At 67.7% G+C, this 24263-nt stretch carries 25 protein-coding genes; 12 read left to right on the top strand and 13 right to left on the bottom strand.

From position 1 onward, the window contains the following. Positions 1 to 19: 19 nt before the first annotated feature. Complete coding sequence (locus NM962_18420) at positions 20 to 1486, bottom strand: PE-PPE domain-containing protein (protein UVO11876.1); 1467 nt, start codon at positions 1484 to 1486, stop codon at positions 20 to 22. Between the two features lie 151 nt (positions 1487 to 1637). Here NM962_18420 and NM962_18415 point away from each other — a divergent pair, with 151 nt between their 5' ends. Beyond that, positions 1638 to 2477, top strand: coding sequence for a serine/threonine protein kinase (locus NM962_18415; GenBank protein ID UVO11875.1), 840 nt, complete (start codon positions 1638 to 1640; stop codon positions 2475 to 2477). On the opposite strand, the gene rsmA is transcribed toward NM962_18415, so the two are convergent. The 3 genes from rsmA to NM962_18400 all read right to left on the bottom strand — a co-directional run bounded on the left by rsmA (position 2393) and on the right by NM962_18400 (position 5399). Next, a complete protein-coding gene (gene rsmA / locus NM962_18410) occupies positions 2393 to 3343 on the bottom strand; it encodes a 16S rRNA (adenine(1518)-N(6)/adenine(1519)-N(6))-dimethyltransferase RsmA (protein UVO14818.1) in 951 nt (316 codons plus the stop codon). The two genes, NM962_18415 and rsmA, sit on opposite strands and share 85 nt — an antisense overlap. After that, entirely contained in the window at positions 3316 to 4434 is a 1119-nt protein-coding gene (locus NM962_18405; protein UVO11874.1) for a transglycosylase family protein, read from the bottom strand. Before NM962_18405 ends, rsmA begins: the two co-directional genes overlap by 28 nt. Positions 4435 to 4553: 119 nt before the next feature. Beyond that, a complete protein-coding gene (locus NM962_18400) occupies positions 4554 to 5399 on the bottom strand; it encodes a TatD family hydrolase (protein ID UVO11873.1) in 846 nt (281 codons plus the stop codon). An 18-nt stretch (positions 5400 to 5417) separates the two neighbouring features. Here NM962_18400 and metG point away from each other — a divergent pair, with 18 nt between their 5' ends. Further along, on the top strand, positions 5418 to 6962 hold the full coding sequence (gene metG / locus NM962_18395) for a methionine--tRNA ligase (protein UVO11872.1): 1545 nt from the start codon (positions 5418 to 5420) through the stop codon (positions 6960 to 6962). Between the two features lie 9 nt (positions 6963 to 6971). On the opposite strand, the gene NM962_18390 is transcribed toward metG, so the two are convergent. Both NM962_18390 and NM962_18385 read right to left on the bottom strand, forming a co-directional pair. Next, positions 6972 to 7151, bottom strand: a complete 180-nt coding sequence (locus NM962_18390) for a hypothetical protein (protein ID UVO11871.1) — start codon at positions 7149 to 7151, stop codon at positions 6972 to 6974. Positions 7152 to 7171: 20 nt separating this feature from the next. Then, a complete protein-coding gene (locus NM962_18385; protein ID UVO11870.1) occupies positions 7172 to 8629 on the bottom strand; it encodes an NAD(P)/FAD-dependent oxidoreductase in 1458 nt (485 codons plus the stop codon). 215 nt (positions 8630 to 8844) lie between these two features. Between NM962_18385 and NM962_18380 the strand changes: the two genes are divergently transcribed. From NM962_18380 to NM962_18370, 3 genes are all read left to right on the top strand, one after another. Next, complete coding sequence (locus tag NM962_18380) at positions 8845 to 10023, top strand: FAD-dependent oxidoreductase (GenBank protein ID UVO11869.1); 1179 nt, start codon at positions 8845 to 8847, stop codon at positions 10021 to 10023. A gap of 86 nt (positions 10024 to 10109) precedes the next feature. Beyond that, positions 10110 to 10982, top strand: a complete 873-nt coding sequence (locus NM962_18375) for an RNA polymerase sigma-70 factor (protein UVO14817.1) — start codon at positions 10110 to 10112, stop codon at positions 10980 to 10982. A 12-nt stretch (positions 10983 to 10994) separates the two neighbouring features. Continuing rightward, entirely contained in the window at positions 10995 to 12260 is a 1266-nt protein-coding gene (locus NM962_18370) for an aminodeoxychorismate synthase component I (GenBank protein UVO11868.1), read from the top strand. A 4-nt stretch (positions 12261 to 12264) separates the two neighbouring features. Here the strand turns inward: NM962_18370 and NM962_18365 are convergent, their stop codons facing one another. Next, positions 12265 to 12663 (bottom strand): hypothetical protein, encoded by a 399-nt coding sequence (locus NM962_18365; GenBank protein UVO11867.1) that lies wholly within the window; start codon positions 12661 to 12663, stop codon positions 12265 to 12267. A gap of 70 nt (positions 12664 to 12733) precedes the next feature. Beyond that, entirely contained in the window at positions 12734 to 13570 is an 837-nt protein-coding gene (rsmI, locus tag NM962_18360; GenBank protein ID UVO11866.1) for a 16S rRNA (cytidine(1402)-2'-O)-methyltransferase, read from the bottom strand. Between the two features lie 76 nt (positions 13571 to 13646). Between rsmI and NM962_18355 the strand changes: the two genes are divergently transcribed. From NM962_18355 to NM962_18345, 3 genes are all read left to right on the top strand, one after another. Continuing rightward, on the top strand, positions 13647 to 15206 hold the full coding sequence (locus NM962_18355; protein ID UVO11865.1) for a phospholipid carrier-dependent glycosyltransferase: 1560 nt from the start codon (positions 13647 to 13649) through the stop codon (positions 15204 to 15206). A 151-nt stretch (positions 15207 to 15357) separates the two neighbouring features. Further along, positions 15358 to 16215, top strand: coding sequence for a hypothetical protein (locus tag NM962_18350; protein UVO11864.1), 858 nt, complete (start codon positions 15358 to 15360; stop codon positions 16213 to 16215). A gap of 68 nt (positions 16216 to 16283) precedes the next feature. After that, entirely contained in the window at positions 16284 to 16883 is a 600-nt protein-coding gene (locus tag NM962_18345) for an alpha-ketoglutarate-dependent dioxygenase AlkB (protein UVO11863.1), read from the top strand. A gap of 9 nt (positions 16884 to 16892) precedes the next feature. On the opposite strand, the gene NM962_18340 is transcribed toward NM962_18345, so the two are convergent. After that, positions 16893 to 17549, bottom strand: a complete 657-nt coding sequence (locus NM962_18340; protein ID UVO11862.1) for a DUF5642 family protein — start codon at positions 17547 to 17549, stop codon at positions 16893 to 16895. 42 nt (positions 17550 to 17591) lie between these two features. Continuing rightward, complete coding sequence (locus NM962_18335) at positions 17592 to 18593, bottom strand: GNAT family N-acetyltransferase (protein ID UVO11861.1); 1002 nt, start codon at positions 18591 to 18593, stop codon at positions 17592 to 17594. Positions 18594 to 18774: 181 nt separating this feature from the next. Between NM962_18335 and gdhA the strand changes: the two genes are divergently transcribed. Together gdhA and NM962_18325 are read left to right on the top strand one after the other, a co-directional pair. Then, positions 18775 to 20124 carry an NADP-specific glutamate dehydrogenase gene (gene gdhA, locus NM962_18330; protein UVO11860.1) on the top strand — a complete coding sequence of 450 codons (1350 nt, stop codon included), beginning with the start codon at positions 18775 to 18777 and terminating at the stop codon, positions 20122 to 20124. A 90-nt stretch (positions 20125 to 20214) separates the two neighbouring features. Next, entirely contained in the window at positions 20215 to 20544 is a 330-nt protein-coding gene (locus NM962_18325; protein UVO11859.1) for a DUF732 domain-containing protein, read from the top strand. Between the two features lie 9 nt (positions 20545 to 20553). Here the strand turns inward: NM962_18325 and NM962_18320 are convergent, their stop codons facing one another. Then, positions 20554 to 21003 carry an SRPBCC family protein gene (locus NM962_18320; GenBank protein UVO11858.1) on the bottom strand — a complete coding sequence of 150 codons (450 nt, stop codon included), beginning with the start codon at positions 21001 to 21003 and terminating at the stop codon, positions 20554 to 20556. Between the two features lie 39 nt (positions 21004 to 21042). On the opposite strand from NM962_18320, the gene NM962_18315 reads away from it, so the two are divergent. Then, positions 21043 to 21654, top strand: coding sequence for a TetR family transcriptional regulator (locus tag NM962_18315; GenBank protein UVO11857.1), 612 nt, complete (start codon positions 21043 to 21045; stop codon positions 21652 to 21654). Here NM962_18315 and NM962_18310 read toward each other — a convergent pair. Both NM962_18310 and NM962_18305 read right to left on the bottom strand, forming a co-directional pair. Beyond that, positions 21607 to 22647 (bottom strand): EcsC family protein, encoded by a 1041-nt coding sequence (locus NM962_18310; protein UVO11856.1) that lies wholly within the window; start codon positions 22645 to 22647, stop codon positions 21607 to 21609. The two genes, NM962_18315 and NM962_18310, sit on opposite strands and share 48 nt — an antisense overlap. Before the next feature lie 19 nt (positions 22648 to 22666). Beyond that, positions 22667 to 23554, bottom strand: a complete 888-nt coding sequence (locus tag NM962_18305) for a hypothetical protein (GenBank protein ID UVO11855.1) — start codon at positions 23552 to 23554, stop codon at positions 22667 to 22669. Between the two features lie 174 nt (positions 23555 to 23728). Between NM962_18305 and NM962_18300 the strand changes: the two genes are divergently transcribed. Next, positions 23729 to 24172, top strand: coding sequence for a hypothetical protein (locus NM962_18300; protein UVO11854.1), 444 nt, complete (start codon positions 23729 to 23731; stop codon positions 24170 to 24172). The last annotated feature ends 91 nt before the right edge of the window (positions 24173 to 24263 follow it).

Below are 24263 nucleotides of genomic sequence, written 5' to 3'. Positions count from 1 at the left end.
GGCCGAGAATCCCTACCGATCAGGAGAACAGGCCCGAGAAGTCGGCGCTGATCGAGCTGAAGGCATTCATCAGAACCTCGACCTCGAACCCGCCGGCCATGGTGACGAGCCCGGTAGTGGCCGCCAGCGGCATCCCGATCGCATTCAGCAGATCACCCGACATCAGTTCGTTGAAGAACAGGCTCGCGGAGTAGGCCGGCAGCGTGGAGATCAGCGAATTGATGATGTCGGCAGTCGGCAGCAACGTCGCGTACAAGGTCGCCGCGGCACCGCTGAGGGTGTTGACGACGTCCATCAGGCTCGGCAAGGAGAAGTCCGCGGGACCGCCGCCGTCCAGACCGAACAGGTCAGTCGCGCCACCGGACCCGATGTTCTGCAGGTCGGCGATGAAGTCGTTCCAACCCTGCTCGGCACCGTTGGCCAGGGCGGTGAGCACGTCCATCGGGTTGACGTCGGGGAACACGCCGAACGGCGTGGAGATGTCCGCCGGCCCCTGATCCCAGCCGTGCTCGATGTTGCCGTAACCGAGGTTGACCAACACCCGCAGCGCCGGCTGCAACAGGTCGGCAAACGCGTTGCCGAATGCGTTGCCGCGCAACAGCGCCAGCAGCGGCAGGTCCTCGGTGGGAATCATGAAGTACTGGTTGTGACCGGTGTAGTCGCCGGAGGTGTCCAGCTCGATAGCCGTCGCCAACTGGGCGTCGGTCAGTGACGGGTAGCCGCCGTGAATGAACATGATGCCCAAGAACGCATTGATGTCGGCCAGGAAGTTCAACGGGTACTTCGGGAAGTCGGCGAATCCGTCGTATTCCCGGATGTAGTTGACTGTCTCCCAAGGTGTCTCAGACGGGGCGCCCCCGCTGAATGTGACACCGAGGGCGGGCAGGCTCAGCGGAACCCCGGGAACGTCGAAGCGGGACAGCAGGCCGCCGTTGGGGTTGGACGGGCTGCCCAGCGACACGAAGGACAGCTGGTCGGCGGTGGGGCGCTCATCTTCGGGCAGGGCCATTAGCTGGTCCATCACCAGCGCATTGATGACACCACTCTGCGAATAGCCCAGCACGACAAGGTCATTGCCCTTGCCAATCTCGTTCATGATCGTCTGGTACAAGATGGTGGAGCCCTGATGCAACGACGTGTCCAGCGGCAGCGTCTTCACACCGGTGAGCGGGTAAAGGCCCTCGGGGGTGAACAGCGGGTTGGTAGCGTCCACCTGGAAGGTCGGCTGGCCCTCGAACTTCGGGGTCTCCGGCGAGATGAACCGATCGGTGAGGGCGGTCAGGTACTGCGGCGGCGGAATCGGCAGCCCGCTGCCGCCCATGATCCACGACTCGGTGTCCAGCAGGGTCGTCTGGGCGACCACCGTCTTGGCGGTTGCGGCCAGCCCGGGTGCGACCGCGGGAGCGACACCCAACGCGGCAATGGCGGCCAGGGTCAGAGGTACCGCGCCGATGGAACTCAGGTTGCGATGGGACAAAGTTGTCATGGCGGCCTCCCGGGTGACGTTATGCGGACGATTATCACCTCGCACCAGCGAAATGTCATCGATTTATAGTCATTCAATCATGTTGTTCTTAGTTTTCTGCGATGCGCCCCTATCCGCGCCGCAGCCGGCTGCCGCGCCATAGCCTGGGCCCATGACTGGAGCCGGCGTCGACTACGGCGGCTACCTGATCGAGCGCGAGATCGGGCGTGGCGGACACGCAGCCGTCTATCTGGCCCATCACCGTGACGACCCCGACACGCGCGTGGCGCTGAAGGTCCTCGACGAGTCGCACCGCTCCCCCGCCGAGCAGGGCCGGCTGGAGCGCGAGTTCGCATTCGCGAGCGCCCTCAAGCACCCCAACATCGTCGCGGTGTACCGGCACGGCCCGTTCTGGCTGGCGATGCAGTACGTCGACGGCGGCAAGGCGACCGGCCTACGCACGCTGCAGGACCGCCTGGCCGCGCTGACCCAGATCGCCGCCGCGCTCGACTACGCACATCGTCGCGGCATCGTGCACAGTGACGTCAAGCCCGCCAACGTCCTGATCCACGCCGACTTCGGCCGAGGCGGTGCGGTGCTGACCGATTTCGGAGCAGCCCACGCCGTCGTCGAAGACGTGTGGCACCGGGCCCGACATTCCGGAAACCCCGAAGTCTCGTTGCCCTACACCGCGCCCGAGATCCTGCAGGGCAAGGCCCCATCAGCAGCCACCGACGAATACGCTCTGGCCTGCACGGCGGTCGAACTGCTCACCGGAGCGCCACCATTCCCCGCTCAGTGCGCAGCCGATCTGGCCGATGCGCATCTGCGGCTGCTACCGCCGCCGCTGTCCGACACGCTCGGGCCGGCGGCGCGAGCCGCCGACGTGGTGGTGCAACGTGCGCTGGCGAAGTTTCCGGCGCGCCGCTACGAGTCCTGCGCCGACTTCGTCGAAGAGCTGTCCCGCGCGCTGATGTCGCACGCCTGGCCGCCCAAGCCTGTCGAGACCTGAAGCAGCCGCACGAAATCGTCGATCCCCAGTGTCTCGCCGCGACTCATCGGATCGATGCCCGCAGCCTCCAACAGCTCAGCAGACCGCGCACCCGATCCTGCCCAGTCGGTGAACGCGTTGCGAATAGTCTTGCGGCGCTGAGCAAACGCGACGTCGATCAGAGTGAAGACCTGTCGGCGAAATGCATCATCGACCGGCCATTCAGGGGCGTCGTACCGGTCGATACGCACCAGCCCGGAATTCACCCGCGGCACCGGCCAGAACACGCTGGGCGGCACCGTGCCGCAACGGCGCACCGCACCGAAGAACCGCGCCTTGGCGCTGGGCACCCCGTAGTCCTTGCCACCCGGCTCGGCGGCCAGTCGCTCGGCTACCTCCAACTGCACCATGACCGTCACGGTGCGGATGGAGTCGAACTCCGACAGCAGGTACAACAACGCCGGAACCGCCACGTTGTACGGCAGATTCGCCACCACCGCCGTCGGCGCGGTCGCCACTTCGTCGCGGCGCAGGGCCAAGACGTCCCGGCCGAGCACCTCCAACCGAGCCGCGTCAGCGGGCGCGTGCTCGGAGATGGTCTGCGGCAATCGGGCGGCCAGCACCGGATCCTTCTCGACGGCGATCACCGTCGGGCCGTGCTCGAGCAACGCCAGGGTCAGCGAGCCCAGTCCAGGTCCGACCTCGAGGACATGGTCGTCGGCGGTGATACCCGCGCCGTCGACAATCCGGCGCACCGTGTTCGCGTCGTGAACGAAGTTCTGCCCCAGTGATTTCCGGGGCCGCAGGTCGAGTTCGTTTGCCAGGGCCCTGATGTCACCGGCCCCGAGTAGCCCGATGGTCAGCGTCTCCCACTGCACACCGGCCAGGCGCCCCAGCCTTGGCGGGCCTGGGTGACCTCTGCGATCGCGATCTGCTCTTCGCGGGTAGCCATATCCGCGCGCGGCGCATACTTCAGACCGCCATTGGCCACCCAGGTGCCGTAGTCGAACTGCACGCCGCCGTAGAAGCCGTTGCCGGTATTGATCGCCCAGTTTCCGTGCGACTCACAGTTGGCGATGCGGTCCCAGGCAGCGCCGTATACCGACGGCGGTACCTCGGTACCGGGCTTGGCGCCGACCCGCAGCACCGAGTCGCGGGCCGGGTCCACCACCGCATTGGCGACCGGCAGGCGGCCGGTCTCGGCGCCGTTGACGGTGGCCACCGAGTAGGTCACGTCCTGGGTGCCGGGCGTGCCCGGGTCGTCAACGACCTGCCGACTGATGTTCATGGTCGGATCTTCGATGCGACGGGCGGGCGGGGGAAGCGGCACCCGCTCGGTGACCTGCTTGACCCGGATCCGCGTCACCTGGATCGCCATGCCCTCGGTGACCGGGGTCGATGCCGCCGGGATGACCTTGTCGGCCTGCTCCAGCGGGGCGCCGTCGGCGGCCAGCAGTTCGGCCACATTGGGCGCGGCCAGGTGCACGGTGCGCACCACGCCGCCGTCGTCGATCGTGACGGTCTTGGCGCTGACGACCGGCAGGGCCATGCCGGCCAGCGGGACGCGGCTGCCGCGCGACGCCGCGGCGGGGGCGGTGTCGGTCATCGACAGCTGGGCCAGCGCCTCGTCCACCGAGAGCGCCGTGGTCCACAGTTGCTGCGGCTCACGACCGTCCAAGGACACCTGCAGCGGCCGGCCGCGGCGGACCATGATCGTGTCGGAATCGCGCACCCGCGCGGTCCGGGCCGGGCTCACATCGTCGCGCTCACCGAGGTCGAAGCCGTTCTCGGCGACGACGTCAATCACCCGCGACCGCATCGTGGTGACGGTGATCGGGGTTCCGTCAACGTCCAGCGTCACGGTCTTGGCGCTGGCGACCGCGAAGCCGCCTGCGAAGGTCAGCACCAGCAGCAAAGCGCCGACCAGAAGCCGCAGCATCGGCGATGGCGCCTGATGCAGCCTGGTCAAAGCATTCAAGGCAAAAACCTCACGACGTTGAAGGCACGGAAATGGGGCCCTCGCGGTGCCCCAGGTTCGATAACGGAACGGTAACGAACCGACACGCCGTCGGCAACCAAATGTGATCTGCTCGACCTTCAGCCCAGCCCATACACCCGCCGCGCGTTGCGGTTCGTGACCTGCGCCAGCTCGGCTGCCGATCTGCCCAACAGCTCGGCCAGCGCTCTGACAGTGTATGGCAGACAGTAGGGCTCGTTGGGTGAACCGCGGTACGGATGTGGAGTCAAAAACGGCGCGTCGGTCTCCACCAGCAGCTGCGCATCCGGAATCAGTGCTGCCGCTTCCCGCAGGTCACGAGCATTTTTGAAGCTGACCGTGCCGGACAGGCTCAATATCCAGCCGGCGTCGATGCAGGTGTGAGCCATCGCGGGCCCCGACGAGAAACAGTGGAAGATCACCGTCTCCGGGGCGCCTTCGGCGCGCAGCACATCGAGCACGGCGGCGTCGGCGTCACGGTTGTGGATCATCAGCGGCTTGCCGGTGCGCTTGGCCAGGTCGATATGCCAGGCGAAGGCCTCGCGCTGGGTCTGCGGGTCCGCGCAGCCCTCCAGGCGCCCGGGCCAGTACAGGTCCATCCCGGTCTCCCCGACCGCCACCACCCGTGGATGAGCGGCCAGCACCTCGATCTCGGCGCGGGCCGCCTCGGTGAGCGAGTTGGCGCGAGTGGGGTGCAGCGCGACCGCCGCGTAGACCCGATCGTCGGCGTCGGCGGCCTCGGTCACCCAGCGAGCCGATTCCAGGTCGTCGGCGACGGTCACCGCCGCCTGCACCCCTACCGCGGCGGCGCGGTCCATGATCGCGCGCACCGAAGCAGCGTCGGAGCCGCCGCAGGCGTCGAGGTGGGTGTGCGCGTCGACCAGCGGACTCAGCTCCTGCGGTGCGGGCGGCGGAGTTTTGCCTGATCGTTTCGAGCTCACCCGCACACAATAGGGTGAACGGTGATGAAGCCTTTCTACGTCACCACCGCGATCACCTATCCCAACGGTGACCCGCACATCGGCCACGCCTACGAGTACATCGCCACCGACGCGATCGCCCGGTTCCACCGGCTCGACGGGTTCGACGTGCGGTATCTGACCGGCACCGACGAGCACGGGCTCAAGATGGCCGAGACCGCCGCCGCCGAGGGCATTCCGACCGCGGATCTGGCGCGGCGCAACTCCGATGTGTTCCAGCGGCTACAGGAGAAACTCAACATCTCCTTCGACCGGTTCATCCGCACCACCGACGCCGATCACCTGGAGGCCTCCAAGGTGATCTGGCAGCGCATGGTCGACGCCGGTGACATCTACCCCGGCGCCTATAGCGGCTGGTACTCGGTGCGCGACGAGCGGTTCTTCACCGAGGGCGAGACCCGGCTGGGCGACGACGGTTCGCGCGTCGCCGTCGAGACCGGGGCGCCGGTCACCTGGACCGAGGAGCAGACCTTCTTCTTCCGGCTCTCGGCCTATGCCGACCGGCTGCTGGCGCACTACGAGGCGAACCCGGACTTCATCGCCCCCGACGTGCGCCGCAACGAGGTGGTCAGCTTCGTCTCCGGCGGGCTGCGCGACCTGTCGATCTCGCGTACCTCGTTCGACTGGGGCGTGCCGGTACCCGGACACCCCGACCACGTGATGTACGTCTGGGTGGACGCCCTGACCAACTACCTGACCGGCGTCGGATTCCCCGACACCGACTCCGAATCCTTCCGCCGGTACTGGCCGGCCGATCTGCACATGATCGGCAAGGACATCATCCGATTCCACACCGTGTACTGGCCCGCGTTTCTGATGTCGGCCGGAATCGAGTTGCCGCGCCGGATTTTCGCGCACGGCTTCCTGCTCAACAGCGGCGAGAAGATGAGCAAGTCGGTGGGCAACGTCATCGACCCGGTCGAGTTCGTCGACAAGTACGGCGTCGACCAGGTGCGGTATTTCCTGTTGCGGGAGATCCCGTTCGGCCAGGACGGCAGCATCTCCGACGAGGCGATGATCGGCCGCATCAACGCCGATCTGGCCAACGAGCTGGGCAACCTGGCACAGCGCTCACTGTCGATGGTCGCCAAGAACCTCGACGGGGTGGTGCCCGCGCCGACCGCCCAGGCCGCCGACGGCGAGGAACTGCTGGCACTGGCCGACGCGCTGCTGGAGAAGATGCGGGCGGCGTTCGGCAACCAGGCCATGCACCAGGGCCTGGAGGCGATCTGGCAGATGCTGGGCGCAGGCAACCGGTACTTCTCGGCCAACGAGCCGTGGAAGCTGGCCAAGAGCGAGTCCGCGGCGGATCAGGCGCGCTTCGGCACGGTTCTGTACACCACGCTGGAGGTGGTGCGGATCGCGGCGCTGCTGGTGCAGCCGGTGATGCCGGACTCGGCGAGCAAGCTGCTGGACCTGCTGGGGCAGACCGATGATCAGCGGATGTTCACCGCGGTGCCGCAGCGCCTGGCGCCGGGGCTTTCGCTGCCGGCGCCCTCCGGGGTGTTTCCGCGGTATCAGCCCCAGTAGCGCGAGACGCTAGTCGCCGTGGCCGCGGCCGATGATTCGGACCATCTTGAGGTTGATGCGGACGAACCGCCAGCATTGCACCAGCAGGCTCTGCCGCAGCCGCAACGTCCGTCGGGTCGGCAGCGGGGCATCGGCGATGCGCTCGGCGGTCTGGCGGTTCGCCGCCGTGTTGGTCGCGTCCTCGTCCATGAGCGAGCCTTCCCTTCCAGTCATTCCGGAATCAGCCACCAGAACGGGCGTGCCTTGGCTTTGTAGATGAACAGGTAATGCAGCAGCAGTTTCATCCAGTGACCGGCCAAGCCTATTTCGCCGTACGTTCCTGTCAGATCGCGACCGGTCTGGGGGAAGCGCACCGGGTCGGGCACCACGGGATACATCGTCATCGCCGCTGCCGAGCCCTGCCGCAGACCGGTTCCGGCCGAGGCGACGCAGGCCGCACCCATGGTCGCCATCGACGCCCGGTGGGCGGGAGCCTCGGCGCCCCGGGTGATCCGGTCGCGGATGGTTCTGGCGATCGTCTTGGCCATGATTCCCGACGGCATCCCGGTACGCGGCGGACTAGGGGTGATGACTGTGCCGTTGTGGCTCGTGCGGGGCCGCGAGATCGGGTGCGGCGGCGCAAACGCGATGCCGGGCGCGAAGATGTTCGAGTAGGCCGGCGACTGGTAGGTATGCGGCCAGTCGTCGGCGGACCATTGGCCGTAAGGCTTGCCCGAGTAGTCCGCGTCGACCTTCATGAACCCCGACGGCGCGAACAGCGTCGCGGTGATGTCCGCGCCCGCCCGGTCGTAGGCGGTGAGATCGGCGCCCCGGAACGGCGGCAGCAACATGGCGAAGTCGAAGTCGAGTTGATTTTCGGTGCCGTCGAGTTGCTCGTAGCGCAGCCGCCCTTCCATCACCTCGTGCACGTGCGCCTGCGTGATGGCCCGCACGCCGCGCTCGCGGAACAACGACTCGGTCCACAGCCGGCTGGACTGCGTGAAGCCCTTGTCGACGAATTGCAGACCGTCGACGCCGAAGTCGCCGAGTTCGTACTCGTTGGTCAGGTAGACGATCTCGGCGAGGTCGCGCACGCCGGCGTCGCGCAGGGCGTGCTCCACGTTGAACGTGTACTCGAACGCCGCGCCTTCGCAGGTGCAGGTACCGTGCCCGACTCCGATCACAAGGCGTTGCGGCACACCGTCTTTCAGCTTGTCGATAACCCGGCCGAACGCCTGGCCGGCCTCGACGGCGTGACTTGCCGTACACACCGACCACGAGTGACCGTCCGGGCCGAGCCCGGGCGTCGCCGCGAAGTTCAGCTTCGGACCGGTCGCGTTGACCAGATAGTCGTAGGTGAGGGTGTCGGTTTCGCCGCGCCGTGCCGCGTCGGTGTAGGTGAAGTCCACCGAAGGCTGCGCTTGATCGGCGGTACCTTCGGGGTGGATGGTGGTCGCCCACGCTTGGCGGAATCCGATGTGTTTACGGTCGTAAATCGGTTTGAGCGGGATCAGGACCTTCGCCGCGTCCATCCGGCCCACCCCCACCCAGATGTTGGACGGGATCCAGTTCCAGTCCGGTTCGGGTGAGACCACGATGACTTCGTGCTGACGCGGCAGCATCCGACGTAGATGCAAGGCGGCGGTGTGTCCGGCAATACCAGCGCCGAGGATAACGGTTCGCGCCATCGATACTCCATCTCCGTTGTGGCGGACGTTCCGGGCTTGCGGGCTGCTTCTCGGCAGCCGTGAGCTCTGGCCGTGACGTTACCCCCAGGGGTATACAACTGGCTAGTGGGCGGCTGCCACCACATTGAGCCGGGGTGACGTGGGTCACGACGTGTCACACTTCGCAGCGCCGCGGTGTCTTGAGGGCATCACCCTTGACAAGACAGGAGCACCTCATGACCCGCATCCAGGTCGTCATCATCGGCGGCGGCTACGCCGGCACCCTGGCCGCCAACCGGCTGCGCCAGAACCCCGACGTCGACATCACCCTGGTCAACCCGCGCCCGGCATTCGTCGAGCGGATCCGGCTGCACCAGTACGTTGCCGGCACCGGGACGGCCACCATCGACTACCCCGAACTGCTCGGCGACGGAGTCCGGCTGTTGGTCGACTCCGCCACCCGGATCGATGCCGCGGATCGGCGCATCCACCTGGCATCGGGCACCGTCCTGCGCTACGACTTCCTCATCTACACGGTGGGCAGCACCGGGGCGATCACCCCGGCAGTTCCCGGTGCCGCCGAATTTGCCTACTCGATCAGCGAATTGGAGCATGCGACCCGGCTGCTGGCCCGGCTCACCGCGGTGGCACCGGATGCGCCGGTGACCGTGGTGGGCGGTGGACTGACCGGGATCGAGGCCGCCTCTGAACTGGCCGGGCAAGGCCGGCCAGTGACCCTGGTCTGCGGCGAGATGCTGGGGCCGTCATTGCACGCGGCGGGCCGGCGCTCGGTGGCCAAGGCGCTGCGCAAGCTGGGTGTCGACGTGCGGGAGGCCGCAGTCGTCGCCGAGGTGCGTGCCGACGCTCTAGTGCTGCGCGACGGCACCGTGCTGCCCAGCGCGGTGACGGTGTGGACGGCAGGCTTCGGCGTCCCGGATCTGGCGGCAGCCAGTGGACTGGCCACCGACGCGTTAGGCCGGCTGCTCACCGACGAAACCCTCACCAGCGTCGACAACCCGTGGATCATGGCGGCCGGGGACGCCGTCGCCCCGTCGGGCCAGCCGTTGCGAATGAGCTGCCAGGCAGCCCTGCCACTGGGCGCCCAGGCCGCCAACACCGTGTTGGCCCGCATCGCCGGCACCTCACCGGTGCCGCTGGATCAGTCCTTCGCCGCCCAGTGCATCAGCGTGGGGCGCGATGCGGCGACCGTGCAGTTGTCCCGCCGCGACGACACCCCGATCAAGGCGTTCGTCGGTGGCCGGCTGGGCGCCATGGTCAAGGAGTCGATCTGCAAATACACGGTGAAGTGGATTCGGGGCGAGGCCGCCAAGCCGGGCTCGTACCGTTGGATGAAGGGCGGCACCCGAGCGGCCCGTACCGCACAGCGGCAACCGGAACGGGGGGCTGCGGTGTGAGAAGCGAACAAACCCAGCGGTTCAGCGAGCCTCGACGAAGGAGAGGCGAAACTGGGACCGCTGAGCAAACCCAGCGGTTCACCGAACTGCGGCCGCTGCTGTTCACCATCGCCTACGAGATCCTGGGCTCGGCAACCGAATCCGACGATGTCTTGCAGGACAGCTACCTGCGCTGGGCAGAGGTCGACCTGGCCGAAGTCCGTGATACCAAGGCGTACCTGGCCAGCCTGGTCACCCGTCAGGCGCTCAATACCCTGCGGGCCGGCGCTCGACGCCGCGAGGAGTACGTCGGGCCGTGGCTGCCCGAGCCGCTGCTGCTCACCGAGCACGATCCCTCGGCCGATGTGGTGCTGGCCGAATCAGTCTCGATGGCCATGCTGGTGGTGCTGGAGACGCTGCGCCCCGAGGAGCGCGCGGTGTTCGTGCTGCGCGAAGTGTTCGGTTTCGACTACGACGAGATCGCGGCCGCGGTCGGCAAATCCGCGGCCGCGGCCCGTCAGGTCGCGCACCGGGCCCGCAGCCACGTTCAGGCCCGGCGCCCGCGCTACGCCCCGGTCGACCCGCAGGAGAGCGCGCGGGTCACCGCGGAGTTCATGACCGCGGCGGCGGGCGGCGACATCACCACGGTGCTGTCGATGCTGGCGCCGGACGTGGTGTGGACCGCCGACAGCGGCGGTAAGGCCAGCGCGGCCCGGCGGCCGATCGTCGGAGCCGACAAGGTCGCGCGCACGGTCATCGGGCTGCTGCGGCAGGGGGCGCAGCTGCCCGACGTCCGGGTGGACATGGGCGTCTGCAACTCCGCCCCCGCAGTGCTGCTCTTTCACGCCGAGCGTCTGGAGGGCGTGTTCACCTTCGAGATCGTCGACGGGCTGATCACGAACTTCTACGCGATGCGTAACCCGGACAAGCTGGCGGCGGTGGCCGCCGCCCGCGAGATCACCCGAGGCGCGGACGTCTGACAAGCTAGTGCCGTGCGGATCGAGCGGCTCGGCGACTTGGGAGCAGCCCCGGAGGTGCTGCGCGCGGTCGGCGATGCCACCGACCGGCATGGGCTGCCATCGCCGGCCGCACTGACCGGCGAATGGTTCGGCTCGCGAGCGGTGGTCGCGCCCAGCGTGGCCGTCGAGCCGGTGTGCCCCGGCGAGGTGTTCTGTGAACCCGGCGGACCGCCGCATGAACCCGCCGACCCGCAGCCCGGCGCGGTGGGTGGCGGCTGGATCGGATATCTGTCCTACCCCGATGGCGGTGCCGACGGCCTGGGGCCTCGCATTCCGGAGGCCGCCGGCGGCTGGACCGACTGCGTGCTGCGTCAGGACAACACCGACGGGCAGTGGTGGTTCGAAAGCCTGTCCGGCGCCGCCATGCCGAGCTGGTTGGCCGAGGCGCTGACGACTCCCGCCCCGGCCCGCGGCTTCCGCATCTACTGGGAGACCCCGGACCGCCAAGCACACCGCGCCGGGGTGCTGGCCTGCCTGGAGGCCATCCGGTCCGGTGAGGTGTATCAGGCTTGCGTGTGCACCCGCTTCACCGGAACGGTCACCGGCGCCCCGCTGGACTTCTTCGCCGACGCGGTGGCGCGCACCGGTCCGGCGCGTGCCGCCTATGTCGCAGGCGGCTGGGGCGCGGTGGCCTCGCTGTCGCCGGAGCTGTTCCTGCGCCGCCGCGGTCAGGTCGTGGACTCCAGCCCGATCAAGGGCACCCTGCCGCTGTATGCGCGCCCGTCGGCGCTGCGCGCTTCGACCAAGGACGTCGCGGAGAACATCATGATCGTGGACCTTGTCCGCAACGACCTGGGCCGAGTGGCGATCACCGGCACGGTCACCGTGCCCGAACTGCTGGCGGTGCGGCCCGCCCCGGGTGTGTGGCATTTGGTGTCGACGGTCTCGGCCCGGGTGCCCGAGCAGCTGTCCATGGCGGAGTTGCTGGAGGCGACGTTCCCGCCCGCGTCAGTGACCGGAACCCCCAAACACCGTGCTCGCCAGTTGCTTTCGGAGTGGGAGCTTTCGCGTCGCGGCGCCTACTGCGGCACGGCGGGAATGGCGTCGCCGGTGGCCGGCTGTGAACTCAACGTCGCGATCCGCACCGTGGAGTTCGACCCCGCCGGTGGCGCGGTGCTGGGGGTGGGCGGCGGTATCACCGCGGACTCCGACGTCGACGCCGAGTGGCAGGAGTGCCTGCACAAGGCCGCCCCGATCGTCACCGACGGTCAGTCCCAAGTAAGCAGCACGGCGTCGTAGGCCCTCAGACGGTTGCGCCGCGGCGCGGCATCAGCAGTGTCAGCACCAGCGCCACGATCACCAACGCCGGCACATCGCCAACCAGATGACCGCGTTCGGCCGGGTCGCCGATCGCCTGCACCGTCATGATCGCGGCGTGCACCACGCTGGAGACCACCGTGAACCAGATGAGGCTGCGGTGGGGCAACGGATCACGTGCGGCGAACAACAGGAAGGCCCCCAGCGTGGCGTACATGCCGAGGATCATCACCAGGTAGTGCGACGAATCCGTGCCGGCGTGGCCCCAGGCCCAGCCCGCAGGCCAGATCACGGTCAGCGGATAGATCCCGACGATGAAGGTCAGGCCGACGACGGTCAACGCAACCTTCAGCGGTGTCAGTTCGGTCGTGTCGTTCGACGTCATAGGCGTCCTCTTCAAGCTCGAGAAGCTACTTCGGCAAAGCCTAACGACGCCGGGGCGAATCCGATATCCCCTACTGCCGGGAACGCAGCACCGCGTCATAAAGCTCGCGTCGCGACACCGCGGCGGGCACGTCGGCGATCACCTGCGCGCAGGCGTCCTTGACTCGCATGCCCTCGCCCGCCAACCGGTTCACCTCGTCCACCAACGTCGCCAAGTCAGCGCGCGGGGTCGCGCCGGCCAACACCACGGTGATCTCCCCCAGCACGCCGTCGACGGCCCAGTCGGCCAGCTCGGCCAGCGTCCCGCGCAGCACCTCTTCGTGGGTCTTGGTCAGCTCGCGGCAGACCACCGCGCGACGGTCGCCGCCGAGTTCGTCGACCGCGTCACGCAGGCAGTCGGCCAGCCGCCGCGGCGACTCGAAGAACACACACGTGCGCCGCTCGTCGGCCAGCGAGGCCAGCCACGCCCGCCGCGCCGCCTGCTTGCGGGGCGCAAATCCCTCGAAGCAGAACCGCTCCGAGGCCAGCCCGGACAGCGCCAAGGCGGTCGTCACCGCCGACGGCCCTGGCAGGCAGCTCACCGCCAGCCCGGCCTCGGCACACGCAGACACCAGGCGGTAGCCCGGGTCGCTGATCAGCGGCATCCCGGCATCGCTGACCACCAGCACGGTGGCCCCGGCCTCGATCTCGGCAAGCAGCGTCGGCACCCGCGTCGCCTCGTTGGCGTCGAACAGACTGATCACCCGGCCGGCGATCTGCACATCGAGGGACTTGGCCAGCATCCGCACCCGTCGGGTGTCCTCGGCGGCCACGACATCAGCGGTGCTCAGCGCTTCGACCAGCCGCGACGACGCGTCACCGGGCTGGCCCAGCGGGGTGGCACCCAGCAGCAATCGACCATGAGTCATGCGCCGCTCCTCCTCATCGCTTCGCTCTGCATCGTCGTCGGCGCGCGGGCATGGCGCACAGCCTACGATCGTCGGAATGAGCGCTCCGACCGCTACCAGGCCCGCGGCCTCGCCGGAGCGCTCTGCTCCGGTGATCAGCCCTGGGCTGTTGGTGCCGGTCGCTGATTTCGGGCCGACCGACCGGGTCCGGGGCTGGGCCGTCACCGCCGCGGTGACGCTGTTGGCCGCGGTGACCCGTTTTTCGAACCTGTACACCCCGACCGACGCCGGCACCCCGATCTTCGACGAGAAGCACTACGCGCCGCAGGCCTGGCAGATGCTGCACAACCACGGCGTCGAGGACAACCCCGGCTACGGCCTGGTGGTGCACCCGCCGGTGGGCAAGCAGCTGATCGCGATCGGTGAGGCGCTGTTCGGCTACAACGGGCTGGGCTGGCGGTTCACCAGCGCGCTGCTCGGGGTGCTGGCGATTGCGCTGCTAGTGCGGATCGTGCGGCGGATGACCCGCTCGACGCTGGCCGGCGGGATCGCCGGCCTGCTGCTGGTGGGCGACGGGGTCAGTTTTGTCGCGGCGCGCACGGCGCTGTTGGACGGCTTCCTGACGTTTTTCGTGGTGGCCGCGTTCGGGGCACTGATCGTCGATCGCGACCAAGTGCGAATGCGCATGCACACCGTCTTGACCGACGGGCGCAGCGGCGCCACCCCCTGGGGCCCTCGACTGGGGGTGCGTTGGTGGCGCTTTGGCGCCGGGGTGCTCCTCGGATTGGCCTGCGCCACCAAGTGGTCCGGCCTGTATTTCGTGGTGTTCTTCGGGGCGATGTCACTGGCGTTCGACGTGGCCGCCCGCCGGCAGTACCGGGTACGCCGGCCGTGGTTGGGGACACTACGCCGCGACGTCGCGCCCACCGCGTACGCGATCATGCTCATCCCTCTCGGGGTGTATCTGGCGTCGTATGCGCCGTGGTTCGCCTCCGAGACCGGCGTGGACCGCCACGAGGTCGGCCAGTCGATCGGATTCGAGAGTCGGTTCCCGGTGCCCGATGCGCTGCGCTCGCTGTGGCACTACACCTATCAGGCGTATCACTTCCATGCCGGGCTGACGAACGCCGCCGGAAACCACCACCCGTGGGAGTCCAAGCCGTGGACGTGGCCGATGTCGCTGCGCCCGGTGCTCTACGCGATCGACCAGCACGACGTTCCCGGGTGCGGCGCGCAGTCCTGCGTCAAGGCGGTGATGCTGGTGGGCACGCCGGCGATGTGGTGGCTGGCCGTGCCGGTGCTGGGCTACGCGTTGTGGCGCAGCCTGGTGCGTCACGACTGGCGCTACGCCGCGGCGCTGGTGGGCTACTGCGCGGGCTGGCTGCCGTGGTTCGCCGACATCGGCCGGCAGATGTACTTCTTCTACGCGGTGCCGATGGCGCCGTTTTTGGCGATGCTGCTGGCCCTGATCTGCGTCGACATCATCAACGACGGCAGAACCCGTACCGAGGAGCGGTGGGCGCTCGGGTTGCTTGCGGTTTCGGGCTACGTGGCGCTGGTGCTGACCAACTTCGCCTGGCTGTATCCGATTCTGACCGGGGTGCCGATCTCGCCGGCCACCTGGAACATGGAGATCTGGCTGCCCAGCTGGTCCTAGCCGCGTCGTAACGGCCATCGTCGGCCATCGCCGCCCATGAGATTGCGCGTGAGATTGCGCGCAGGGCTGTTGGCGGAGCTTATCCACAGCCATGTGCGCAATCTCAACGCGCGGGCCCCTAGATGTCGGTGCCGCTCATCACCATCGACCCATGTTTGAGGTATTCAAGGGAACCGAGGCGCTCGCCAGCGGCCTCACTCGCGGCGCCTTGCGGTGGAACTACTCCGCGCTTTTTCCCGACGTCTACCTGCCAAAGGAAGCGCCACCGGCGTTGCGCGCCAATACCGTTGGCGCCTGGCTGTGGTCGGGGCGCAAGGGCGTGATCGCGGGCCGTGCCGCGGCGGCACTGCACGGCGCCCGGTGGATCGACGCGACTACGCCGATCGAGATGATCTGGCGCAACGGACGGTCGCCGACGGGAATCATCGTGCGCAACGAACGCATCGACGCCGACGAGCTGGTCGACATCGACGGGATGCTGGTGACCAGCCCGGCGCGTACGGCTCTGGACCTCGGCCGGCATCTACCCCGTGACCTGGCCGTGCGGCACCTCGATTCGTTGAGTCGTGCCACCGGTGTTCAGGCTCGAGACGCCCTGGCGCTGATCGAGCGTCATCGCAAGGCTCGCGGATTGCGTCGGGCGGTACTTGCACTCGACCTGATGGACCCCGGCGGCGAATCGCCCAGAGAGACCTGGCTGCGGCTTCTGCTCATCGATGCCGGGCTTCCGCGGCCCAGGACACAGATCCGGGTGAGCGACGGCTTCAACAACGCCTTCATCGACATGGGATACGACGAGCCGAAGATCGGCCTGGATTACGAGGGGAAACACCACAGCACGGATCGGGCGCAGTACGTCCACGGCATCGGGCGTGCCGAGCTGCTCTACAGCCAGGGGTGGATAGACCTGCAAGTGGTGGCCGAACATAGCCGGAGGTTCATCCTGCATCGGCTGTCGGAGGCATTCGCCCGCCGCGGCCAGCCGTTGAGATTGCGTACTGGGTCGTGAAATCCGGCCGCGAACAGCCGTAGACGCAATCTCGACGAATCGAACTGGTGTGCGATAAACTGCGTGGTGTGGCGATACCGGTACAGGAGTCGCTGTTCGACCTCAGCGAACGCCGACAGCTCGGTGAGGGCGCCTGGCTCGACGTTCGTCCGGGCTGGCTCTCGGAGGAAAGCAGCGAACTGGTCAGCGAGCTGCAGTCGGTCATTCCCTGGCGGGCCGAACGCCGCCGGATGTATGACCGGGTGCTCGACGTCCCCAGACTGGTGAGCTTCCACGACCTGGCGACCGGAGAGGCGCCGCACCCGGCGATCGCCAAGCTGCGCCGCCGGCTCAACGACATCTACGCCGGGGAACTCGGCGAGCCGTTCACCACGGTCGGGTTGTGCCTGTACCGCCACGGGGGCGACAGCGTGGCCTGGCACGGCGACACCATCGGCCGCGGCGCCAGCCAGGACACCATGGTCGCGATTGTCAGCGTCGGCGCCACCCGCACGCTGGCTCTGCGCCCGCGCGGGGGCGGCGCGGGCCTGCGGTTGGCACAACACCACGGCGACCTGGTGGTCATGGGCGGCTCGTGTCAGCGGACGTGGGAGCACTCGATTCCCAAGACGGCGACGCCCACCGGCCCGCGGATCAGCATTCAGTTCCGCCCGCGTGGCGTGCGCTAGCCGAACGCGCTAGTTCCGGATCGCGTCGACCGCGGCCACCAACAGCTCGCGGGCCCGGGCGGTGTCGACTGGGGCGATGGGCTTGCCCGGCTGCACCAGGGGGTTGGCGGTGACCAGCACCTGGTAGGGCCCGAAGTAGGCCGAGTAGTTGTACAACTCACCGACGCGGGACTTGCCACCGGCGACGGCCTCGATCACTCGGTGCACGCCCAGGGTCTTGACCCCGTCGATGTGCGGCACGTCGACGGTTTCGATCAGTCCGCGCATCTGGCCACCGGAGAAGCCGATCCGCCGGCAGGTGCGGCCCGGCTCATTGACCGGAACCGGTTCGGAGGTCTCCAGGGCGATGGTGATGAACCGGTTGCCCTGGCCTTCGGCGGCGACGGCGGCCATGTTGCCTTGCACGCCCTGCGGCAGCTGCTGGCTGATGGCGAACTTCGAGCAGTCGGCCGGATCGAAGGTCAGGCCCGGCGGCAGCGCGGTGCCCGCCAGCAGTTTCGGGTCGATCCCGGTGCGTGAGATGCCCTTGACCTCATATTCCGGGCCGAAGGACGACTTGAGGTCGACCACCTTGTTGATGTCGGCGGACACCTCAGCCGGACTCGAGCTGCAGGCGGCAAGCAGGCAGACACAGCCGAGGGCCAATACCGCGCGAAGGGTCAACATCGCAGCCAATTTACCCAACGCGACCTGGGCCGTTGGCAGCGGTTACCCCACGGCTTGGATCGCTTGGCGGCCAACCTCTTTGATCTGATCGGCGGTCGCCCGGTCGAACGGCAGCTGGTCCTCGCCGGGCACGTCGAGCACCGTGGTGACGACGCCCGGGTCGTCGCGCTCCCAGTAGGCGCCCAGATGGTCGAGGATGGCGCGCATGGGCGCGTTCTCCGAGAGCACCCGCGCAGTGAACTTCTCGATGCCCTCGAGCCGGGCGATCACCGCCACCGCCCCCATCAGATAGGTACCGATGCCGCGGCCCTGGTAGCTGTCGCCGACGATGAACGCGATCTCGGCGAAGGTCGGGTTCTCGGGATCCCGGACGAATCGTCCGTCGGCGACGAACGAGCCGTCAAGCTCGGTGATCACCCACACGAAGTGGTCGACGTAGTCGACCTCGAACAGATAGTGCATCAGCGCCGGACTCGGGGTCCGAGTGGTCTGGAACCGCCGGTAGAGCGTCTCGCCGGAGAATTCGACATGGCCCGTCACGGTTCGCGCGCTGTCGCCGGGCAGCACCGGCCGCAGTAGCAGTTCGGTGCCGTCGCGGGCCTGGATCGGCACGGCGGTGAGGTAGGCGGCCAGGCGCTGGCGCGCGATGCGCACCAGCCGCCCCATGACCTCGGGGATCTGCACCATCTCGTGGAAGGCCTGCTCGTCACCGATCCAGCCGGTCAACGGCGTCGAGGTAGTGACGGTTGCGGTTCGCAGACCCTTGCGCAGCAATGCGATCTCACCGACGACCATGCCGGCCGTCACCTCGTTGACTACCACGGCGCCGTCGTCGCCGATATGCTTGACCTGGGCTGATCCCGATGAGATCAGGAGGAATGACAGCGCCTGCTCGCCTTGCCGCATCAGTTCGGTACCGGCGGGGGCCTGCAGGGGGCGCAAACCGGCGGCCAGCGGCGCCAGATCAGCCGCGGAACACCCGGCGAAGATCTCCATCTCCGCGAGGTTAGCGGCGGGTAATGCTCCATCGGGTGCTGCGGTCATCGGGTCCCACCGCGACATCACCATTGAAGTGCTCCGCCCCTAGTCCGCCAATCTAGGTTAACCGGTGCCCCGCGAATGTTAATGATTTAACAACGATGTAACGGCCAGGATTCGGCGTTAGCGATTCCGGCCGCTAGCCTGTGGCCGCTGACTGCGACACGCGAGGAAGAGATCATCCAATATGACCGAACTGAATCCGAAGCTGCACGACATCTACGACGAGGTGCTCCGGCGCAACCCCGGTGAGGCCGAATTCCATCAGGCCGTTTTCGAGGTGCTCAGCAGCCTCGGCCCGGTGGTGACCAAGCACCCCGAGTACGTGGACCGCGCCGTCATCCGGCGGATGTGCGAGCCCGAGCGCCAGATCATCTTCCGGGTGCCGTGGCTCGACGACAACGGCGACGTGCAGATCAACCGGGGTTTCCGGGTGGAGTTCAACTCGGCCCTGGGCCCCTACAAGGGTGGCCTGCGTTTCCACCCCTCGGTGTACCTGGGAATCATCAAGTTCCTCGGTTTCGAGCAGATCTTCAAGAACTCCCTGACCGGCCTGCCCATCGGCGGCGGCAAGGGCGGGTCGGACTTCGACCCCAAGGGCCGCTCCGACAACGAGATCATGCGGTTCTGCCAGTCGTTCATGACCGAGCTCTACCGCCACCTGGGCGAGTACACCGACGTCCCGGCCGGTGACATCGGCGTGGGCGGCCGTGAGATCGGCTACCTGTTCGGCCAGTACAAGCGGATCACCAACCGCTACGAGTCGGGCGTGCTGACCGGCAAGGGCCTTAGCTGGGGCGGGTCGCAGGTCCGTACCGAAGCGACCGGTTATGGCGCGGTGTTCTTCGCCGACGAGATCCTCAAGACCTCCAAGGACTCCTTCGAGGGCAAGCGCGCCGTGGTGTCCGGTTCGGGCAACGTGGCGATCTACGCCATCGAGAAGATCCACCAACTCGGCGGCACCGTGGTGGCCGCTTCGGACTCCAGTGGCTACATCGTCGATGAGAAGGGCATCGACCTGGAGCTGCTCAAGGAGATCAAAGAGGTCAAGCGCGACCGGATCGAGGCCTACGCCAAGGCCCGCGGCGGGGCGACGCAGTTCGTCAGCGACGGCTCCATCTGGGACGTGGCCTGCCAGATCGCGGTGCCTTCGGCCACCCAGAACGAGCTCGACGGCAACCACGCCGCCACGCTGGCCCGCAACGGCTGCAAGATCGTCGCCGAGGGTGCCAACATGCCGTGCACCCCGGAGGCCGTCAAGCTGTTCGGTGAGGCCGGTGTGACCGTTGCTCCGGGCAAGGCGGCCAACGCCGGTGGTGTGGCCACCAGCGCGCTCGAGATGCAGCAGAACGCCTCGCGGGATTCGTGGAGCTTCGAGTACACCGAGCAGCGCCTGGCGGCGATCATGCAGAGCATCCACCACCGCTGCCTGGTGACCGCCGACGAGTACGGCGCGCCCGGCAACTACGTGCTGGGCGCCAACATCGCCGGCTTCATCCAGGTCGCCGACGCGATGACGGCACTGGGCCTCATTTAGTTCCTGTTGGCTCTGCGTCCATGGCGGGGTGCACTCGCACTTCTGCGCCATGGACGCAGAGTCAACGTGATTAGACGTAGCATCGCCGGTATGAATCGGATTCTGGGTGCAGCCGTGTTCGCCGGGAGCGCCGCCATCGCCTTGCTCGGCAGCACACCGGCGTACGCCGACGACGCCAGCTATCTCGCGGCACTCGACGCCAACGGCGTCTTCAAGTCCGGTCCGCCCAATGCCCGCCTGTCGGCCGGACACCGGTTCTGCAACCAACTGCGCGCCGGTTCCACTCCCGACCAGGTCGTCGACGACTACGTGCGTCGGCCGTCATTCGGTGGACCGTCCATGGTCGACGATCTGACCGTCGACCTGCGCCCGGTGATCGATATCGCGCAGCACGAACTGTGCCCTGACACCCTGCACTGAATCGCCGGCCTAGACGGCCTTGCGTTCGGCGGCGGCGACGAGCTTGCGCGTCAGCGCCCCGAGCACCACTCGCAGCACCAGCCAGTAGGCCATACCCACGGCGCGCCAACGCGTCTCGTACCGGCCGCGCCATGTCACCTCGGTGCCGCCGCTGCCCTCGACGAACGTCACCTGCGCCTGATAATCGCGGATCGGACCATCGACGAGCATGGTGTAGCCGTGCCGGCCGGGCGGCTCGTGGATGGTCACCATCTCGCGGGTCGGCCGTTTGCGCCTTCCGACGGCGCGGATTGCGCCCACGCCGCTATCGCCGGCCGGGCTCAGCGCCTCCCAGGTCGAGTACGGGATCAACGGCGCGGCCCACTGCGACCAGCGGGCGCCGTCGGAGACGAGATCGAACAGGGCCTGCGGCGCAGCCGTCGTCCGGCTCGAGATGACGCATTCGTAGCGGTGCACCATGGCCGACACAATAACAGAACGTTGTTCTATTATGTGGTGGTGACAGCATCCCCACCCCTGCCGTTCGCCCGCGCCCGCAACGAGGCGCAGCGCCAAGACCGGTTGACACAGCTCACCGCCGCCAGCCGCGAGCTGCTGACCCACACCCGGGCCACCGCACTGACGCTCGGCGATGTCGCCGTGGCGGCCGGACTGGCGAAGTCGGGCATCCTGCGCTACGCCGGGTCGCGGGAGGCGCTGCTGCTGCGGGTGATGCATGAGGAGCACCTAGCCTGGATCGAGGCGCTGGCCGGCGAACTGCCGCATACCGCCCCGGCGACGGCACTGGCTCGCAGCCTTGCCGCTCGCCCTGTGCTGTGCGACCTCATCGCAGCCTCGCCCACGCTGATCGCCAAGCTCAGCCCCGACGAGAGGCGCGTCCTGGCGGACCAGGCCAACGACGCACAGCGACGCCTCGGTGCGGCGCTGCGTCCCTCGCTGCCGCTCTCCGATGACCAGCTCAGCTCCCTGACCGCGGCGGTGCACGCCTTCACCGGCACTGCGTGGGCCTGGACGAACCCGGATTCGCCCCAGCCGATAGTCACCGACTTCGAGTCGACCGTCCTACGGCTGCTGGCGATCTTCATCGCCGGGCTGGAGTCGACGGGCTGACCGGTCAAGTATCTCGTCGACCAGCGGGATATCGACGTCGCCGTCGGAGACCACCGCCGGCGCCCACAGTCCGGCGTCCAGGCCGTACTTCTCGGTGAGAAACCGCAGCCGATAGGCCTGCTGGGCGCGTTCGAATGTCTGCTGCGCGATACGGGCGTTGAGCCCGCCGTTGACCACCGCTCCCAAGATCGGAACCGCCTGCGCCAGCTTGCGTTTGGCCAGCCGGAACCCCAGCGCCATGGAGACCTGGCTGATCACGTTGTCGGCCTGCTGGGGCTGCAGTTGGTGCCACGACTCCTGCTGGGTCAAGCGCGACAGCGACGCCAAGGCTGCCGCCTTCTCCGCGGAATTGCCGGCGGTGGAATAGGCGATCACGCCCGAGGCGAACGCCTGCTCGTCGGGCTCGCGAACGTCGTAACCGTAATGCGCCGCAACCAATGCCACGATCCGGCCCATGCCCACCAGCACCGCGGTCACGTCCGCCACTACGGCCGAGGCGGCGACGGTCATGGTCGTGCCGCCGGTGACCGCGCTGGTCACCGCCGAACCCGTCACCGCCAGCGAAGACGCCGCACCTTCGGCAATGGCCAGGGCGACGTAACGCTCCTTGCGGCGCGGTACCGAGCGGTCGCAGTGTTTCAGGTCGAGGCTCTTGACCTCGCCGTAGGAGCGCACCGTGAGGCCCTCATCGGCGAACATCGCAAAGACGTTGGACGGCTTGACCGAATTGAGCCCGCGCTCGACCAGCACGGTGTGCAGGGCTTCCAAGGCCTTGGTGGTGAGCTGGTCCACCTTGCCGATTGCCGCGGTGGCGCCGGGGACCTGCTCGACCCCGGAGCGGACTTGGGAGACCACGTCTTTGGCGCGATCGGCGATGCCCTGGCTCAGGCCTTCGAACCATCCGGGCGGTTCGGCGCCGGTGGCCGCCGCCAGCAGCGCGTCCCATTGCTTGCGCTCGTAGGAGGACATGACCGGCCGACCAGACTGAGCCACTTAGAAATCCTACCGCTCACTACCGGTCGAGGAGTGGGCGAAGATCAAGGCCCATCGGCGAATCAAGCGGAATCTCGCCGGCCGCCACGACGGCCTGGGTCAGCGGCTGCAGCGCACGGATCAGGTCGCGTCGCTCGGTATCGGTCAGCGCCTCATACGCCTGGGCGGCGAGCCGGTCGGTTTGTTCTTCGATCTGCGCCTTGAGCCGGACACCGTCCGGGGTGAGCCCCTCTGCTCCGGCAAGACCCTTGTCGCGCAGTGCCGTCGTCAGCCGGTTCCACTCGTCATCGGTGAAGTCGCGGGCGACGGTGTAGGTGTGGCGCGGAGTCCCCGAAGCCAGGGCGTGGAATACATGGGATTCGCGGCCCTCGATACCAGCAGCCAGCAGTGCCGCGATATGGCCGTCACCGCGATGCTCACGCAGCACTGTGGCCGCGTGCCACAACTGTGCCAACGGCTGATCAGGCAGCGGCAGTGCATGATTGGCGGCACCCAGCACACGGCCTGCGATCGGCACCGCAGACGCTGCCCGTGCGGCGAGTGCGGCCGCGCGGGCCACCTCCGGGCCGTCCGCCAGAGCCGCGAGGTGGCGCCGCAAGGCGGCGACGGCGCCCGCTTGGCGTGCCTGGAGGGCAGCGTCGGGTGGCGCGAACCGCCAGGCAGCGGGCAGCGCCTTGGAGACGCGTTCGAAGGAGAAGTTGTAGAACACCGCGTGCACGACTTCAGCGCCGACCGCACCCAGGGGAGCGGCACGGCCCGCGAAGTAGCCCATCCAGAAGCCGCGATAGCCGGCGGCATCGAGCGCGGCCAGGGGTTCTGGCGAGAAGTAGACAACCGCGTGCAGGGGCTCCAGCAGCCGCCAGGCCTCCCGAGCGCTAGACACGATCGCCGCCGGAGTGGGCGTCACGAACTGACATGAGCATGGTCTTACCACTTCCTTGCTATCGCCGCTCGGCCGCCGACTCCCTTCGAAATGACGTGTACGGAAAGTGACGGTACGGTGAACAACAGGTGAACTACTGTTTGCCTGACCCGTCAGAGCGTGTGTTGTTGTAAGCCGAAATCTAAGGATTGCGCCCCCATGTCCGCTCATCTGATCAACAGTTCGATCATCGCCATCGTTACCTTCGGCGCGGTTGCCTTCACGGGGGCCTACAGCCCACCTGTCGCCCGCGCCGATGTCCCCGCCAACTGCGATTCCCGCCCCTGGGGCTTTCTGGGCAGAGAGACGCGCGTCATCTGCGATTCGCCGATCCGGCCAGACGGCTACTGGACACGCGACCGGATCATCGGGATTCCCGCCCACTACGAAAACGCGACCAGCCACTGTTCTAACAGCAGGTACTACAGCAACTGCACGTACTACCCCGGCGGCTGGGTCTCCACCCGCATATCGAGCCAGGAGACCTACCAGGTCCGCGCCGACAACGTTCTCCCCGACGAGCCGGGGCACATGCCTGACCCGGCGCCGCTGCCCCCTCCGCCCGAGAATTCCGTGCCGCAGTTGACTCCGGGACGCGACTGAGCAACCTCATCACTGGTACCGGCGCCGCAGGGTTGAGGGTTGAGATATGCGACTTTGCGCAGATGCGCCTGGAGGAACCGGAAAGTGAACT

Source organism: Mycobacterium sp. SVM_VP21, assembly GCA_024758765.1.
Lineage (GTDB): Bacteria > Actinomycetota > Actinomycetes > Mycobacteriales > Mycobacteriaceae > Mycobacterium > Mycobacterium heraklionense_C.
This window is presented reverse-complemented; position numbering and strand designations above follow the sequence as displayed.